The sequence below is a fragment of the Salinicola sp. genome, assembly GCF_982684285.1.
In genome coordinates this window covers 1-16,334 of record NZ_CEXLVS010000075.1, presented here as the reverse complement: position 1 = coordinate 16,334, position 16,334 = coordinate 1, and the positions used below count along the sequence as shown (strand labels likewise).

General features: G+C 66.4%; 13 protein-coding genes and 2 pseudogenes. 10 read left to right on the top strand and 5 right to left on the bottom strand.

From position 1 onward, the window contains the following. Nucleotides 1-433: pseudogene (locus AC3AYF_RS08675) on the top strand (Si-specific NAD(P)(+) transhydrogenase); the annotation flags it as partial. Nucleotides 434-497: 64 nt separating this feature from the next. On the opposite strand, the gene AC3AYF_RS08670 reads toward AC3AYF_RS08675, so the two are convergent. The 3 genes from AC3AYF_RS08670 to AC3AYF_RS08660 all read right to left on the bottom strand — a co-directional run bounded on the left by AC3AYF_RS08670 (nt 498) and on the right by AC3AYF_RS08660 (nt 3,517). Next, entirely contained in the window at nt 498-1,409 is a 912-nt protein-coding gene (locus tag AC3AYF_RS08670; protein WP_295036081.1) for a DNA replication terminus site-binding protein, read from the bottom strand. A gap of 146 nt (nt 1,410-1,555) precedes the next feature. Further along, nucleotides 1,556-2,455 carry a carbon-nitrogen hydrolase gene (locus AC3AYF_RS08665; protein WP_295036082.1) on the bottom strand — a complete coding sequence of 300 codons (900 nt, stop codon included), beginning with the start codon at nt 2,453-2,455 and terminating at the stop codon, nt 1,556-1,558. Nucleotides 2,456-2,464: 9 nt separating this feature from the next. After that, the gene (locus AC3AYF_RS08660; protein ID WP_295036083.1) at nt 2,465-3,517 is read right to left on the bottom strand and encodes an agmatine deiminase family protein; all 1,053 of its coding nucleotides are present in this window, start codon (nt 3,515-3,517) and stop codon (nt 2,465-2,467) included. Nucleotides 3,518-3,791: 274 nt separating this feature from the next. On the opposite strand from AC3AYF_RS08660, the gene AC3AYF_RS08655 reads away from it, so the two are divergent. Then, nucleotides 3,792-5,033, top strand: a complete 1,242-nt coding sequence (locus AC3AYF_RS08655) for a lipoprotein-releasing ABC transporter permease subunit (protein WP_295036084.1) — start codon at nt 3,792-3,794, stop codon at nt 5,031-5,033. Continuing rightward, a complete protein-coding gene (locus tag AC3AYF_RS08650) occupies nt 5,026-5,742 on the top strand; it encodes an ABC transporter ATP-binding protein (RefSeq protein ID WP_295036085.1) in 717 nt (238 codons plus the stop codon). The genes AC3AYF_RS08655 and AC3AYF_RS08650 overlap by 8 nt, the downstream gene beginning before the upstream one ends. Before the next feature lie 109 nt (nt 5,743-5,851). Here the strand turns inward: AC3AYF_RS08650 and AC3AYF_RS08645 are convergent, their stop codons facing one another. Next, a complete protein-coding gene (locus AC3AYF_RS08645; protein ID WP_295036086.1) occupies nt 5,852-6,382 on the bottom strand; it encodes a DUF2062 domain-containing protein in 531 nt (176 codons plus the stop codon). Between the two features lie 81 nt (nt 6,383-6,463). Here AC3AYF_RS08645 and AC3AYF_RS08640 point away from each other — a divergent pair, with 81 nt between their 5' ends. From AC3AYF_RS08640 to murB, 7 genes are all read left to right on the top strand, one after another. Further along, nucleotides 6,464-8,836: a DNA internalization-related competence protein ComEC/Rec2 gene (locus AC3AYF_RS08640; RefSeq protein ID WP_487779626.1), complete on the top strand. Its 2,373-nt coding sequence runs from the start codon at nt 6,464-6,466 to the stop codon at nt 8,834-8,836. A gap of 122 nt (nt 8,837-8,958) precedes the next feature. Beyond that, nucleotides 8,959-10,698, top strand: coding sequence for a lipid A export permease/ATP-binding protein MsbA (gene msbA / locus AC3AYF_RS08635; protein WP_295036088.1), 1,740 nt, complete (start codon nt 8,959-8,961; stop codon nt 10,696-10,698). Then, nucleotides 10,695-11,708 carry a tetraacyldisaccharide 4'-kinase gene (gene lpxK, locus AC3AYF_RS08630; protein ID WP_149434703.1) on the top strand — a complete coding sequence of 338 codons (1,014 nt, stop codon included), beginning with the start codon at nt 10,695-10,697 and terminating at the stop codon, nt 11,706-11,708. The genes msbA and lpxK overlap by 4 nt, the downstream gene beginning before the upstream one ends. A 174-nt stretch (nt 11,709-11,882) precedes the next feature. After that, a complete protein-coding gene (locus AC3AYF_RS08625) occupies nt 11,883-12,083 on the top strand; it encodes a Trm112 family protein (protein ID WP_187775931.1) in 201 nt (66 codons plus the stop codon). Further along, a complete protein-coding gene (gene kdsB, locus AC3AYF_RS08620; RefSeq protein WP_295036089.1) occupies nt 12,080-12,853 on the top strand; it encodes a 3-deoxy-manno-octulosonate cytidylyltransferase in 774 nt (257 codons plus the stop codon). Before AC3AYF_RS08625 ends, kdsB begins: the two co-directional genes overlap by 4 nt. Then, entirely contained in the window at nt 12,854-13,324 is a 471-nt protein-coding gene (locus tag AC3AYF_RS08615) for a low molecular weight protein-tyrosine-phosphatase (protein WP_487779625.1), read from the top strand. 20 nt (nt 13,325-13,344) lie between these two features. Further along, nucleotides 13,345-14,358 (top strand): UDP-N-acetylmuramate dehydrogenase, encoded by a 1,014-nt coding sequence (gene murB / locus AC3AYF_RS08610; protein WP_487779624.1) that lies wholly within the window; start codon nt 13,345-13,347, stop codon nt 14,356-14,358. Nucleotides 14,359-14,476: 118 nt separating this feature from the next. On the opposite strand, the pseudogene AC3AYF_RS08605 reads toward murB, so the two are convergent. After that, a pseudogene (locus tag AC3AYF_RS08605) lies at nt 14,477-16,334 on the bottom strand (hypothetical protein); the annotation flags it as partial.

Below are 16,334 nucleotides of genomic sequence, written 5' to 3'. Positions count from 1 at the left end.
GGCCCACGACCAGGGTCGCAGAGCCAGCGACGAGTTCCTCGGCGAGGATTTTCGCTTCGTCGACGACATTCCCACCGGGATCTACACGATTCCCGAGATCAGTTCGGTGGGCAAGACCGAGCGGGAACTGACCGAAGCCAAGGTGCCCTACGAAGTGGCCCAGGCGTTCTTCAAGGATACCGCCCGCGCGCAGATCACCGGTGACACCGCCGGCATGCTCAAGATCCTGTTCCACCGCGAGACGCTGGAGATCCTGGGGATTCACTGCTTCGGCGACCAGGCGTCGGAGATCGTGCATATCGGCCAGGCCATCATGCAGCAGAAGGGCGAGGCGAACACGCTGCGCTACTTCATCAATACCACTTTCAACTATCCCACCATGGCCGAGGCCTATCGCATCGCGGCCCAGAACGGTCTGAACCGGCTGTTCTGAAGCTGGCCAGCCAGCGTGCCCGGCCCACGCCGGGCGTGCCAAGCGTGGCTCAGGGCGGGCCGAATCAAGGCTTCTCCTGCTGTTTCTGACGTTCGAGAGCGATCTGCAGGGCTGGGTTGCGATAGCGATAGATACGCAGGCTCTTCAGAAAGACGTCGTCCTCCAGACGCTGATCTGACCGGCGGGCACGGGTTCGCGTCTTCGGCGGACGTGCCGGTGGATCGTTGAGATGCGGGAGCTTCAGCGCCGGGTCGGGTATGAAAAGCGGCAGCGGCAGGTTCATGGCCCGACGCATTCGCCCATCCTCCAGCGCCTCGCGGAAGAACAGGTTGGCTCGCATCACCGGCGCCTGCTGCTGGATCTGCGCCAGGGGTTCGTCGCTGGGGATGTCGGCGAGCTTGCGCAGTTGGATCTGGATGTGCGACGCAGACAGATCCATCTGCTTCAACCGGGCCTCGGCATCGGCAACGCTGAGGCGCTTGATCGAGCGTCCGCTGGTGTACCAGGCAAGCCTGATTCGCGAGAGCGGCGCGTCGGCGATCGGAAGCTGGCGCCAGCACTGCTTGAGATGCAGGCGGGCCAACCCCTGGCCCCGGAGGTGGTCGTGCAGCACCGGGTGTCTGAAGGGCAGGACGGCCTTGATCTCGGGGATCAGTTTCGGGGCGGAGTGACGAATGCGTTTCAGGGTCGCGGCAAATCGTGCCTTGACGCGGTTGACCGCTTCGACGGCCTCCATGATTGACGGCCCGGCGACGATCACGCCGATATAGTTGCGCGTTTCGCGACCATCCTGTCCGTCCTGGTACCAGAAGTCGGTCAGGGCGCGACGGAGCCAACTGGTGTCGCCGATCGAATCGCCCAGTGCCCCGGCGGGGGTGGGGTCGTCGGCGTAGGCCGTCGCCAGATGCTCGACCGCATCGATCAGGTGGTCGAAGTCGGATTCCAGCTCGGCCAGCAAGCGATACTGCAGTTCCATGGATGGCCCCGAGGAGTGGATTTCGGTTTATACCGTTATCTTAGCTATTGTAACAGCCTGCAGGAAAGGGGTGTGGCAGTGTCATGCCGGACGCGGGCGGCATTTGCCGCTGCCGCCGTTGGCGGCAGCGATTCGACGAAACCCGCTCAGCGGGCGCGATAGCGGCGGGTCAGATCGCCGTAGGCGTCAACGCGACGGTCGCGCAGGTAGGGCCAGATCCGGCGAACGTCCTCGCTGCGCAGCAGATCCACCTCGACCAGCAGGTTCTCGCTCTGTTCGCCCGCCTGGGCCAGAAACTCCCCCTGCGGACCACAGACGAAACTGCCACCCCAGAAATCGATGCCCTCGCCGACCTGCGACAGATCGGGTTCATGGCCCACCCGGTTGGCGACGAGCACCGGCAGGCCGTTGGCCACGCCGTGCGACCGCTGAATCAGCGTCCAGGCGTCCTTCTGGCGCTGCTTCTCCGCGGTGTCGTCGGATGGGGTCCACCCGATCGCGGTGGGATACAGCAATAGTTCGGCACCCGCCAGTGCCATCAAGCGAGCCGCTTCCGGATACCACTGATCCCAGCACACCAGCACGCCGAGACGACCGACCGAGGTATCGATCGGTTCGAATCCCTGATCGGCATCCTCGTCGCCCGGTGTGAAGTAGAACTTCTCGTAGAAGCCGGGGTCGTCGGGAATGTGCATCTTGCGATAATGCCCGACGCGGCCTCGGGCGCGATCCAGCACGATGGCGGTGTTGTGATAGAGGCCGGCAGCGCGACGCTCGAAGATCGAGCCGACGATGACGATGTCGAGCTCGCGGGCGAGTTCGGCCAGCTTCTGTCCGGTGGGGCCGTCCAGCGGCTCGGCGAGATCGAAAAGATCGGTGTCTTCGCACTGGCAGAAATAGTGGGTCGCGTGCAGTTCCTGCAATAGCACCAGTTCGGCGCCCTGGGCGGCGAGCTCGCGAATGCCGGCTTCGCTCGCTTCGAGGCTGCGCTGTTTTTCCGGCCAGGCCTGCTGTTGCACCAGACCGATTCTGAGCGTCTTGGACATCGTCTCTCCTTACCGTTGGAAGAGCGCGGGGTCGAGCGATCCGCGCGGCAGCTGCATGGTCAGGCAGTGCAGACTGCCATGCTGACGAATGACGGCACGGCAGTCGATCGGCACCACATCGCGACCGGGGAAGGCCTCGTCGAGCACCTTGAGCGCGCGGTAATCGGCAGCGTCACCGTAGGTCGGAACCAGCACCGCGCCGTTGATGATCAGGAAGTTGGCATAAGTCGCCGGCAGGCGATGCCCATCTTCCGGGTCGAAGCATGGCTTGGGCCAGGGTAGCGGCAGCAGACGATAGGGCGAGCCATCCTCGCGCCGCAGTGCCTTGAGTTCTTTTTCCATGGCTGCCAACGCGTCAAAGTGCGCATCTTTCGGATCGTCGCAGCGCACATAGGTGATGGTCGCAGGATCGCAGAAACGTGCCAGCGTATCGACATGGCTGTCGGTATCGTCCCCCTCGAGATGGCCGTGCTCGAGCCACAGCACGCGTGAAACGCCGAGCTGTTCCGCAAGCTGGTTTTCGATCGCGTCGCGATCCAGGTCCGGGTTGCGATTGGGGTTGAGCAGGCAGGCGCGAGTCGTCAGCAGGGTGCCTTCACCATCGGTGTCGATGGCGCCGCCCTCGAGGACCAATGCCTGCGATACCACCGGCGTTGCGAATACGCCCTGAGAGGCCAGCGACCGGGTCAGTGCGTCGTCCCGCGCCGCGGCGAACTTGCCACCCCAGCCAGTGAACACGTAATCCAGGAGCTCGATACGGCCATTGCGCTCGACGGCGATCGGGCCGTGGTCACGGGCCCATGTGTCGTCGCTGGGCGCCACCGCGAGATGGTAAAGGGAGGCATCGACCCCTAGCGACGTGAATCGGGCGCCCAGCCGAGCCAGCTGGCGATCGTCGTGGACGACGATCAGTACCGGCTGGTAGCGGGTGATGGCCACGACCATCGCTTCCATCGTCGCCTCGATCTGCCCGAGCAGCGGCGCCCAGTCACTGGTCGGCGTTGGCCAGGTCAGTTGAATGGCGTCCTGCGGATGCCATTCGGGGAACAGACGCAGGGTCATGGTGTCTCCATTGCGCATAAGGGCCGATGTGCGTCAGGGCCGATGTCGAGGACGCGGCATTCTAGGGCCTGATCGTGGCGATGCAAGCTGGAATTCGTCGTTCGCGTCGCCGTCGCGCGATTCATCCGCCGCCATTTATCGCGCCATCTATCGATAGGGCGTCAGTGTAGCTCCAGGCGCGCGCGTGGCAAGCGGCAAACCGCTCGTCAAACTGGCGTTTTCGGGAACCGCCAAAACCCGTAACATGAGCCGCTGCTGACAAGGAACCAACCCGATGCTCGACCGTTTACCCTTTCTGGTGGGCCTGAGATACGTCCGGGCCAAACGACGTAATCATTTCATATCCTTCATCTCGCTCACTTCGATGCTCGGCCTGGCCCTGGGGGTCGCCGTCCTGATCCTGGTGCTGTCGGTCATGAACGGCTTCGACCACGAGCTGCGCACGCGCGTGCTGGGCATGGTGCCGCACACCCGCATCGAACAGCAGGGCGGCATGCAGGACTGGAAGGCGCTGGCCGAGAAAGTCGATCAGCACAAGGATGTGGTCGCCTCGGCACCCTATGTGCAGCAGCAGGGCATGTTCTCCGCCAGCGGGCGCACCCAGGGGGCGATGGTCACCGGGGTACAGCCGGACTACGAGCGCCACGTCTCGATCATCGACCAGCACATGCAGGCCGGTTCGCTCGACGACCTCTCTCCGGGAAGCTGGCACGTGGTGCTGGGCTCGCTGCTGGCGCGCAATCTCGGCGTCGGCGTCGGTGATCGCGTGACGCTGCTGGTGCCGGAAGCCTCCATCACGCCGGGCGGCGTCTTCCCACGGCTGAAGCGCTTCACCGTCAGTGGCATCTTCAAGGTCGGGGCCGATCTGGATGCCAACCTGGCCTATGCCAACATCGAGGACATGCAGACGCTCGCCCGTCTCGGCGACAAGGTCGATGGCCTGCGCCTGGAGCTCGACGACCTGTTCAAGGCCGGGCCGGTGACCCGGGACATCGTCTCGAACCTGGGGGCCGGGTACCGGGGCATGGACTGGACGTACACCCACGGCAACCTGTTCCAGGCGATCCAGATGGAGAAGCACATGATCGGCCTGCTGCTGATGGTGATCGTCGCGGTGGCGGCCTTCAACATCGTCTCGACGCTGGTCATGGTGGTCACCGACAAGCACGCGGATATCGCCATCCTGCGCACGATCGGGGCCAAGCCGAAATCGATCATGGGAATCTTCGTGGTGCAGGGGCTGGCGATCGGTGTCATCGGTATCGTGATCGGCGTCATCGCCGGGGTGATCCTGGCGCTGACGGTCTCCGACATCATCGCTTGGTTCCAGGCGGCGACCGGTATCCAGTTCCTCGATCCCAACGTCTATTTCATCAGCTATCTGCCGTCGCGGCTCGAGATGAGCGACCTGGGCGTGATCGTCTCCAGCGCCTTCGGGCTGACCTTCCTGTCGACGCTCTATCCGGCCTGGCGCGCGGCGCGTATCCAGCCTGCGGAGGTGTTGCGCTATGAGTGAGTCCAACTCTCGATCATCATCCGTCAGCGGAGACAACATCATGCTCGACTGCCGCCAGCTCACGCGGACCTACAGCGAAGGCCCGCAGGATCTCACGGTTCTGGATCGCCTGGACCTGCAGGTGCGGGCAGGCGAGCGGGTGGCCGTCGTCGGCAGTTCCGGCTCCGGCAAGACCACGCTACTCAACCTGCTAGGTGGCCTCGACCGGCCCACCGGCGGCGAGGTCATCATTGGCGGCCAGTCGCTGGCGGGTCTGGGCGAGGCGGCGCTGGGCAGTTTCCGCAACCGCTATATCGGCTTCGTCTACCAGTTCCACCACCTGCTGGCGGAGTTCACCGCGGCGGAGAACGTCGCGCTGCCGCTGATCATCCGGGGGCAGGCGCGCAAGGTTGCGGTCGACAAGGCGCAGAGACTGCTGGATCGCGTCGGAATGGCCCCGCGGGGCGCGCACAAGCCGGGCGAGCTGTCGGGGGGGGAGCGCCAGCGTGTGGCCATCGCCAGGGCGCTGGTCACCGATCCCAGCCTGGTGCTGATGGACGAGCCCACCGGAAACCTGGATCAGGACACGGCGGCCAATATCCTTGCCATGATGGACGAGCTGGCGGCGACCACCGACTGCGCATTCGTGGTGGTGACGCACGACCTGTCACTGGCGGCACACCAGGATCGTACGATGCGCCTGGACAGAGGCCAGTTGACCGCCGTCTGACATCGCCGGCTAAAGCTGATGCCGCCCTGGACGATCAATATTCCAGGGCGGCTTTTTTGTGCGCGTGCGCTCGGAGGGGATGGCATCGATGGAGCCGGCGAGGCGGGGTTCACTGCCGCTGCCGGCGCTGGCGCCGTCTGGCGCGTCTTCGCCAGCTACGGTAGATCTGGAATCGCCAGACCAATCGCACCAGGACGTTGCTGGCGATGGCCAGTATCACGCCGACGATGACCGAACCGACCGCCAGTGGCAGGACGATGTGAGCCATTTGCTCGGCGATCCACATGGTGGTGATGTGATCCGGCACCTGGCGCGCGGGGTAGTTCATGACCCAGGCGCCGACCCGATAGTTGAAGTAGAAGACCACCGGCATCGTCAGCGGGTTGGTCAGCCAGACGAGGCTGACGGAGAGCGGCAGGTTGGCGCGCAGGCAGTAGGCGCCGAAAGCCGCCAGCAGCATCTGGCCGGGGATGGGCAACATTGCCGCGAACAGGCCGACCATACAGGCGTTGGCGACACTACGGCGAGAGAGCACCCACATCGCCGGATCGCCCAGCATGTGATGCATGAATCGCAACGAACGAGTGCGCTGCAGCCTCTCCTGGCTGGGGATGTAGCGTTGTAACCAGCGACGAGACATGAGGCCGCTCGCTGGACGAAGAAGGCCCATTATCCATACAACCCCAAGGGCCCGCCATGTTAAGTCCTCCATCGAGAAGCCTTGGCCTTGCCGACCCTTGAGGCGGGGAGATGGGCCTGGGTGCGGGCCCGTCGTGTCGGCTGGGCCATGCCGTTGGCCCTGGCCGCGATCGCTGGCGCTGTCGTCGGTTATCGCGTCGGCGGCGCTGAAGCGTCGCTCTGGGGTGTGCCGTGGGCCGTCGCGGCAGTCGGTCTGCTGCTGGCGCTCTGGAAACGGTCGCTGTGGGGAGGGCTGGCGACGCTGGCGTTCCTGGCTTGTGCCCATGATGTCGGTCAGCAGCGCCACGGCGTGCTGCCCCCGGCCCTGGCGGGGCACGAATTCGTGCTCTCCGGCCGCATCCTGTCTCTGGATGCCGACCAGCGCCGCTCCCGTTTTCTCTTCGACATCGACGCCTGCCGACCCGACGACCCGGACGACACCTGTCCCGCGGTCACGCGTGTCAGGTTGTCCTGGTACGGCGCACCCGAGCTGCAGCCGGGGGAGCGCTGGTCGTTCGTTACCCGCCTGCGCGAGCCGCTGGGGTTTGCCAACCCGGATACCTTCGATTACGGCGCCTGGCTCTGGCGGGAGGGTATTCAGGCGCTCGGCTACGTTCGCGACGAATCGCCACGGCGCCTCGCCGGGGCCGCTTTCTCCGTGCGTCGGGTGGCGCTCGGCCAGTTGGAGGAGATGGCGCTGTCGGCCAGAGGCAAGCGCTGGCTGGCGGCATTGACGCTCGGCGCGGGGGACCGGCTCGACGATGAGGACTGGCAGTTGCTGAATGCCACGGGCACGACTCACCTGATGGTGATCTCGGGCCTGCATGTCGGCCTCGTCGCGGCGCTCGTGCTATGGCTGCTGCGGCGACTGGCGCGTTGGCTCCAGCCGCTGTCCTGGCGGATGACGGTCTGGCCGTGGATCGGGGCGGGGGTGGCGGCGTTCGCCTATGCCGGTCTGGCCGGCTTCGAGCCTCCCGCCACCCGGGCCGCCATCATGACCGCGATCGGGCTCTGGGCGGCCAGCGGGCGTCACGCCCCGGGATGGTGGCAGGCCTGGTGGCTGGCACTGGGGCTGATCGTGATCTGCGACCCCCTCGCGCCCTGGCGGCCGGGTCTATGGCTCTCCTTCGTGGCCGTTGCCGTCCTGATCATGGCGTGGTCGGGGCGCCCCCGTCCCACCGGTTGGAGAGGGTGGGTGATCGCGCTGCTGCGCAGCCAGTGGTTGCTGGCTCCCTTCATGGCGGCAGCGGTTCTTCTCGCCTTCGGACGGCTGTCGCCATTGGCGCCGCTGGTCAACCTGTTCGCGGTGCCGCTGGTCGGTAGCGTGATGGTTCCGCTCGGGTTCGTCGGCTGGCTTTTCAGCGGCTGGCCGGCGGTGGCGAGCTGGGTCTGGTGGCCCTTCGACCATCTGGTGGCGGTGCTGGCCTTCGTGCTCGCCGGCGCCGCTGACGGCCTGCCGTTGTGGAGCCCCGCGCCCTGGTGGCGCTGGCCAATCGCGGCAGCCCTGGTGCTGTGGGGGCTGCTGTGGCTGTTACCCGGCGTGGAGCGCTCGACGCGGGCGTGGGCCTGTCCCACGCTACTGGTACTCGTCATGCTGCTGCGGGCGCCGGGCCTGGAGCGGAACCAGCTGGTGGTCACCGTCTACGATGTCGGCCAGGGGCAACTGGTCGAGCTCGAGACGCGGGACCGACGCGTGCTGGTCGATACCGGCCCCCGGTTCGGTTCGGGGTTCATGCCGGCGGCGCTGCTGTGGCCGCCGGGTCAGCGATTCGACGATGTGGTCGACACCCACAGCGATAGCGATCACTCGGGAGGGATCGCCGCGCTGCGCCGGGATCATCGGGTGGAGCGCTGGTGGGCGCCTCGGGGCAACGATCTGGCGTTGCCATCGCGTCCCTGCGAGGCCGGTGGCGGTTGGCGGGACGGGGAGGCTGCCTGGCGGTTTCTCTCTCCGCCGGCCGGCGATGTCGCCACCAACGCCAACGACCGCTCCTGCGTCCTGCTGGTGACGCTGGGCACGCGCCGGGTGCTGATTACCGGTGACGCCGAGGCGGGGCGGGAGCGTGAGTTCGTCAAGTCGCTGCAGGGCGGCCCGCTGGGGGGCCGCCGCCTGGACGTGCTGGTGGCCGGCCATCATGGCAGCCTCACCAGCTCCTCGCCGACCCTGGTCGCGGCGACACGCCCGCTCGAGGTGATCTTCAGCAGCGGGCGCGGCAATCCGTTCGGTCACCCGGCGCCGGCGGTCGTGCAACGCTTCGTCGATGTCGGGAGCCGGGTCTGGAACACGGCCTATGATGGCGCGGTGCGTGTGGTGTTGACGCCATCCGGCCTCGAGGTTTCCACGCAGCGCCATCCGGGATGGTCTCGGCGGTCGGCTGTCGACCTCGGAGATGTTGGGGTAGAATCCAGCCCCTGATGGGCGCCGCGGGTGCGCAACGGCGGAGCGGGACTTCGTCGACGCCCGCCCGCCCGGCGCCCTGGCCGATCGGCGCGCGCAGCGCCGCTGGCCAGACCTTTTCCCAGTCGAACGGAGTTACCGTGTCGCAAGCTTCCAGTTTGGCACTCTATCGGCGCCTCCTAGAATACGTCCGCGTAGAGTGGCGATCGTTCGCCCTGGCGGTGGTCGGCTACGTCATCTACGCTGCCTCGAGCACGGCCCTGGCGGAGATGATGAAGCGGCTGATCGACGGCATACAGAACCCCGATGCCTCATTTCGCCTTTTTCTGCCGCTATTCGTGATCGGCATGTTCGCCTCCCGCGGTGTGGGTACCTTCCTCGGTACCTATTTCATGAGCAACGTGGCGCGCAACGTGGTGCACCGACTGCGGTGCAACGTCTTCAACCACATGCTGCACCTGCCGGGCCGTTTCTTCGACATGCACTCCAGTGGCCATCTCATTTCCCGGGTGACCTATCACGTCGAGCAGGTGACAGGCGCCGCCACCAATGCGATCACGATCATCCTGCGGGAAGGTCTTTTCGTGATCGGCCTGATCGGCTATCTGTTCTGGACCAACTGGCTGCTGACGCTGATTTTCATGTGCGTGACGCCGTTGATCGGGCTGGTGGTGCGCTACACCAGCAAGCGTTTCCGCAAGATTTCCCGGCGTATCCAGAACTCGATGGGGGACGTGACCCACGTCGCTTCCGAGGCGCTGACCGGCTATCGGGTCGTGCGCACCCACGGCGCGGAGGCGTTCGAGAAGCGCCGCTTCGAGGCCGCCAGCAACTATAACCGCGAGCAGAGCATCAAGGAGGCGATGACCAAGGCGACCAGCACGCCTGTCATCCAGCTGCTGGTGGCCCTGGCGCTGGCGGGGCTGGTGTGGCTGGCGATGGCGCCGGAGTTGATGAACGCCATGACGCCGGGCGAATTCGTCGCCTTCATCACCGCAGCATCGCTGATGGCCAAGCCGATTCGCTCGCTGACCGACGTCAACAGCATCATCCAGAAGGGCTTGTCGGCGTCCCAGGAGCTGTTCGGACTGCTGAACCGTCCGACGGAGCACGACGAGGGCGAACGGATGCCGCGGCGTCTCAGTGGGGACGTTCGCTTCGAAGGGGTACGGTTCGCCTATGACGAAGATCAGCCAGAGGTGCTCAAGGGCATCGATCTCGAGGTGCCCGCCGGCCAGATGGTCGCGATCGTCGGACGCTCCGGGAGCGGCAAGTCGACGCTGATGTCACTGTTGCCAAGGTTCTATCGACCCACCGGCGGTCGCATCCTGATCGATGATGTCGATATCCAGGAGTATCGCCTGTCGCCGCTGCGTCAGCAGATCGCCCTGGTCTCCCAGCAGGTGACGCTGTTCAACACCACGATCGCCGACAACATCGCCTACGGCGTGCCCGATGCCGGTCGCGAGCAGATCGAGGCCGCGGCCAAGGCGGCCTACGCCCACGAATTCATCGAGCAGTTGCCGAAGGGCTACGACACCCTGGTCGGCGACAACGGCGTCATGCTCTCCGGTGGCCAGCGTCAACGTCTGGCCATCGCCCGGGCCATCTTCAAGGATGCGCCGGTGCTGATACTGGACGAGGCGACATCGGCGCTGGACACCGAGTCCGAACGCTATATCCAGCGCGCGCTGGAGGTGGTCTGCCAGGGGCGGACCACATTCGTCATCGCCCATCGGCTGTCCACCATCGAGCGCGCCGATCGAATCGCCGTCATGGATCAAGGCTGCCTGATCGAGAGCGGCACTCACGCCGAACTGCTGGAGAAAGGCGGCGCCTACGCCTCGCTGTACCAGCTCCAGTTCCAGGAGGAGGCGTGACCCCACTCGAGCGTGCCTGGTATCGCGACTCGGCCTGGCTCGGCCTGCTGGCGCCGCTGGAGTGGCTCTATCGCGCCGTCGTCGCGCGCCGGCGGGAAGCCTATCGGACGGGGCGACGGGCGGTATGGCAGCCGCCGGTGCCCGTGGTCGTGGTGGGCAACCTCTCGGTGGGCGGGACCGGCAAGTCCCCGCTGGTCGCCTGGCTGGTGCGCTGGCTGGGCGACAACGGCTGGCGGCCGGGCATCGTCTCCAGGGGGTACGGCGGCAAGTCCGAACGCTACCCGCTGGCGGTGACCGCGGAGACGCCGGTGGCGCAGAGCGGCGACGAGCCGCTGATGCTCGCTCGGCAGACCGGGGTCCCTGTGGTGGTTGACCCCGAGCGCTCCCGAGCGGCGCGCTGGCTCATCGAACACGCCAAGTGCGATATCGTGGTCGCCGACGACGGGCTCCAGCATTACGCCCTGGGGCGCGCACTGGAGCTGGTCGTCGTCGATGCCAGGCGCGGCTTTGGAAACCGGCACTGTCTGCCGCGGGGGCCGCTTCGGGAGCCCCTCCAGCGCCTGCGCGACGTCGATGCGCTGATCGGCAACGGCGGGGATGTCCCGTCCGCCGGCGATGAAGAGGGCGTGACGCCCCGTTTCTCGCTGACGCTCGCTCCCTTGTCATGGCGACATCTGGCCAGCGGCGAGCGTCATCCCGTCGAGCGTCCGCCGTTCGCGCCGACCGAGTCGGTGGCGGCGCTGGCGGGTATCGGCCATCCGCAGCGGTTTTTCGACACGCTGGAGGCCCTGGGGATCGCCCATGAGAAGCACGCTTTCGGCGACCACCATCGCTTCTCGGCGGCCGACCTGCCCAAGGACGCCTCGGTGGTGGTCATGACGGCCAAGGATGCCGTGAAATGCATGGATTTCGTCGACGAGCGCTGCTGGGCGCTGGACGTGGAGGCGATACCGGAACCGGCTTTCGTCGCCTGGTGGGCAGACCGGGTCGAGGGTTGGAAGGGCGACTAGCGGGCTGTACGCGCTATACGCCGTCGCGGCCGCGCGTACAGGGTGAACCGACCCTGGATTCGGCTCGCTCCTCTCTGGCGTATCGGCGACGATGGCGCGATCATGGTGGCATGTCCCGGCGCGCCGGTTTGGCGAACACGCCGAGGTACTCGGAATCTCCGATAAGGAATGATCATGGATAAGGAATTGATGACGATGTTGATCTGTCCGGTGAGCCATAGCGAGCTGACCTTCGATCGCGAACGTCAGGAGCTCAAGAGTTCGGTCAGCGGACTGGCCTATCCGGTTCGGGACGGGATCCCGGTGATGCTGGAGAGCGAGGCGCGCGTCATGTCGACCGAGGAAAAGCTCGGCAAGGCGGCCCCGACGTCATGAGCGATTTCGTTGTCGTGATCCCGGCCCGCTTCGGCTCCAGCCGCCTCCCGGGCAAGCCCCTGATGGAGATCGATGGCCTGCCCATGGTCCAGCACGTGTGGTTGCGGGCCAGGGAGAGCAGCGCTGCGCGGATCGTGATCGCCACCGATGATGCCCGTATCGAGCAGGCGGCACGGGGGTTCGGCGCCGAAGTGGTCATGACGCGTGACGATCACCACTCCGGCACCGACCGTCTGGCCGAGGTCGGCGCCAAGCTGGCGCTGCCGGACGAGACCATCGTGGTCAACGTCCAGGGCGACGAGCCGCTGCTGCCCGCCGCGGTGATCGATCTCGTCGCGGAGCGTCTCGCCGCCGATGAGCGGGCGTCGGTATCGACGCTCGCCGAGCCGATTCACGATGTCGATACGCTGTTCAATCCCAACGTGGTCAAGGTCGTGACCGACTTGAACGGACGGGCGCTCTATTTCTCCAGGGCGCCGATCCCCTGGGATCGCAATGCCTGGAAGACCCAGCCGCCGACACTGCTCGAGACGGATGCCTGGCTGCGCCACGTCGGCCTCTACGCCTATCGTGCCGGCTTCCTGAGCGATTACGTCAACTGGCCACCGGCGCCGCTGGAGCAACTGGAGCAGCTCGAGCAACTACGGGCGCTGCAGCACGGCCATCTCATTCAGGTGGCAACGGTCTCGTCGTCCCTGCCTGGCGGCGTCGACACCCTGGAAGATCTGGAGCGGGTGCGTCAGCATTTTTCTCAGCGGGAGAAGGCATGAGTGAGTCGCGTCCCGTATGGCGGCAACAGCTGCCGTTCGCCGACGGCGGAGGGCATGCTCAGAAAGCGTCTGCAGGACGAGGGGATAGGCGATGACGTCGAGGTGGACTCGTGCGGCACCGGGGCCTGGCATGTCGGCCAGGCCCCGGATCCTCGCGCCATCCGCGCCGCGTCGGAGCGCGGGGTCGACCTGAGCGGCCTGCGTGGACGCCAGCTGACGCGAGAGGACTTCGCGCAGTTCGACGAAATCCTGGTGATGGACACCGATAACCTCGATCACGTGCTGGCGCTTCGGCCGGAAGACAGCTGTGCACGGGTCTCCCGCCTGCTCCAGTACGCCAACCAGCCGGAGACGGATGTGCCGGACCCCTATTTCGGTGGCGAGGCGGGGTTTCTCCATGTTCTGGATCAACTGGAGCTTGCCGTCGAAGGGCTGACGGCGTCGCTTCGGCAGCGTGTGGGCGGCGCCTGATGGCGGAGGCGATCCCTGGATTGCAAGTCGATCACGATCTAAGTCACGCCAACACCCTGGCGTTGCCGAGCCGGGCGGAGCGTTTCTGGCTCTCCCGTTGCGAGAGCGACGTCGTCCGAGGGGTGGAACTGGCCAATCGACACGACTGGGGTATCACGGTTCTCGGCGGCGGGAGCAACGTGTTGCTGCCGCCGCTGGTCGGAGGCCTCACGCTGCGTGCGGATCTTGCTGAGGTATCGTTCGCGACGGGTGAAGAAGGCGCCGTGCACGTCGAGGTAGGCGCGGGTGCCGATTGGCATGCGCTGGTTCGACGCTGCGTGGAGCGCGAACTGTGGGGGATCGAGAACCTCGCTTTGATTCCGGGACTGGCCGGTGCCGCCCCGATACAGAATATTGGCGCCTATGGTGTCGAGATTGCCGACGTGCTGGATTGGGTCGAGCTGGTCGACCGAAGAGACGGTCGGCCCCGCCGGTTGAGCCGGGAGGCTTGTGGACTGGGCTATCGCGACAGCGTATTCAAGCGCGAACTGGCCAATCAGGTCGTGATCACCCGGTTGGGTCTGATCCTCTCCACACGACCGTCGCCCAGGCTGGACTACGGTGCGCTGGGCGAGCGCGTTTCCGATCCGTCGAGCGCGCAGGCGATATTCGAGGCCGTCTGCGCCATTCGCCGGGAGAAACTACCCGATCCCGTCGTCACGCCCAACGCCGGCAGTTTCTTCAAGAATCCACTGGTCTCGCGGGCCAGGGCCGATGGGCTGCTGTCGGAGGCGCCCACGATGCCACACTACCCGCAGCCGGATGGCCGGGTGAAGCTGGCCGCCGGCTGGTTGATCGACCAGTGCGGGCTGCGGGGCTTGCGCAAAGGCGCGTTCGGCGTACACGATCGCCAGGCCCTGGTGCTGGTTCATTTCGGTGGGGGGACGCTGGCAGAGCTGTTGTCGTTCTCCGAGGAAATCGTCGACACCGTGCACGCGACTTTCGGGGTGGTGCTCGAGCGCGAGCCTCGCAGCATCCAGACCGCCGTCGCCTGAACGGTGAAAGCGCTGTCGAGTGGCGAGAGCCGGCTCGGGCGCTGGAACCGATTCCGGAAGTTCGGCCAATGAAAAAGCCCAGACATTTCGTCTGGGCTTTTTCGTGGCTGGAGGCGACTCAGCTGTCGCTCTGGCCGGTCTCGCGGCGACGCTTCTCGCGCGGATCGTTGTGGGCGCGCCGACGACGCGGTCGTCGCGGTTCGCCCTCGTCGCCAGTCCTGCTGGCCGCCGGGCTCTCCGCGGCTTCGGCCGGACTCTCGTCGCTTTCGGCAGCGCCGGCCTGGTGGTGCGCCTGCGCCTGGGTCGGAGCCGTGGCTTCATCATCCGACGAAGCGGGCGTTGCCGGCGCTTCGGATGCCGGTGTCGCCGGTGCGGTGTCGCGCGGCGCGCTTGCCACCGGCTCGGCCTCATCGACCCTGGTCACTTCGTCGACAGGCTTGTCTGCCGTCTCGTCCGTGTCCGGCTTGGCGGCGGCGGCCGACGAGGGGTTCTCCCCGGTCGCAGCCGTCGAATCGGCGGCCGACTCGTGACCCGGTGACGCTTCACCGCGCTCCGGTTGCGAGGTCTCTTCGCTGTGTGTCGCAGGGGGAGCGACATCGCTGGGCGAGGGCCTCGCCGTTGCCGGCGATCTGGCGGTGTCGGTCGCACTGTCCTCGGCGGATACCGGAGTCGCTGGCGCCTCGACAGCCCGTTCGGCGGATTCGGCCTTGTCAGCGACGTTGCTGTCGCTCGTCCGCTGGTCGGTTTCCGAACCGATCTCCGCTGAAGTGGCCGTCCGGCTCGCTTCGATCGATGCTTCGGGTTGCGCCTCGGCCGTGTGATGCTCGTCCGCGACGGAGGGCGAGGAGGCGCTCTCTGTCGTCGTCGGCTCGGGCGTGGGCTTGGCGGTCCGCTCCGGCTTCCGCGAGGAGGCCGCTTTTTCGGGTTCGGCTGTCTCGGACGCCTTGGCCGTGGACCGGGAGTCTTCCGGCTCGCTCGTGGTCGCGGTCGTCTCGACCTGCTCGGCACCAGGACCTTCGCGCTTCACGGCTTGGGTCTCGGCCGCCGGGGCGTGCCCCTCGGAAGAGGCCGTCTGGTTGTGGAGGGATTCGGCCTCGACAGACTCCGTCGGCTTCGCGTTGTCACCGGTATCGTTCGTCGCTGCCGCCTGCAGCTTCTGCTGCTCCTCGACGGCCGCCGGATTCAGGGCGTGCTTGCGCGAGCGGTTACGCGGATTGTTGCGTGTTCGCTTCGGCTTGCTCTCCCCGGTCTCCTTGGTGCCGCTGGCCGCGGGCGACGCGTCGCGGTTGTCAGTGCGCTGGGGTTTGACGTTGCCGGAGGGGCTGGTGCCATCGGCCTTTGCGGTATCGGCCTTCGCGGTATCGGCCTTGGCTTCGTTGCCGATCTTGTCGGCCTTGCCGCGACCCTCCTGACGGTTGTCCTGGCGCGGCTGACGACCCTGGCCCTGACGACTGTCGTTGCGGGTGTCGTTTCCACCCTGACGATCGTCCTGACCGCGACGGCGCCGGTTGTTGCCCTGGCGATTGCCATCGCCACCACGGGCGTTGCTGTCGCCACGGGTGTTGTTGTTGTCGCCACGAACGCTGTTGTCGCCACGGGCGTTGCCGTCGTTGGATCGGGACTGACTGTCGCTGCGTTTGCCGCTGCTGTCGCGATCGCTCTTCTGGCCCGTCGATCGGGAAGGGCGGGAGCTGGCCGAGCCGCTGCCCGTGCCGTTACCGCGGGAAGCGCCCGTAGACCGGTTGCCACTCTGGCCGCCCTGATCGCGCTGGCCGGAGGTATCGTGGGATCCCGGCACTTCCTCGTCGGCACGACGGCGCCCGAACAGACCCCGGAAGAGCTGCATCAGGCCGCCATTGGCCTGGGCCTGCGGAGTCGCCGCTGGCGTGGCTGCTGCACGCTCGGCGGCGGGCTGAGGGGCGGACTGAGGAGCGGGCTGAGGGGCGGGCTTCTCGGGTTCCTGATGCAGCGAATCC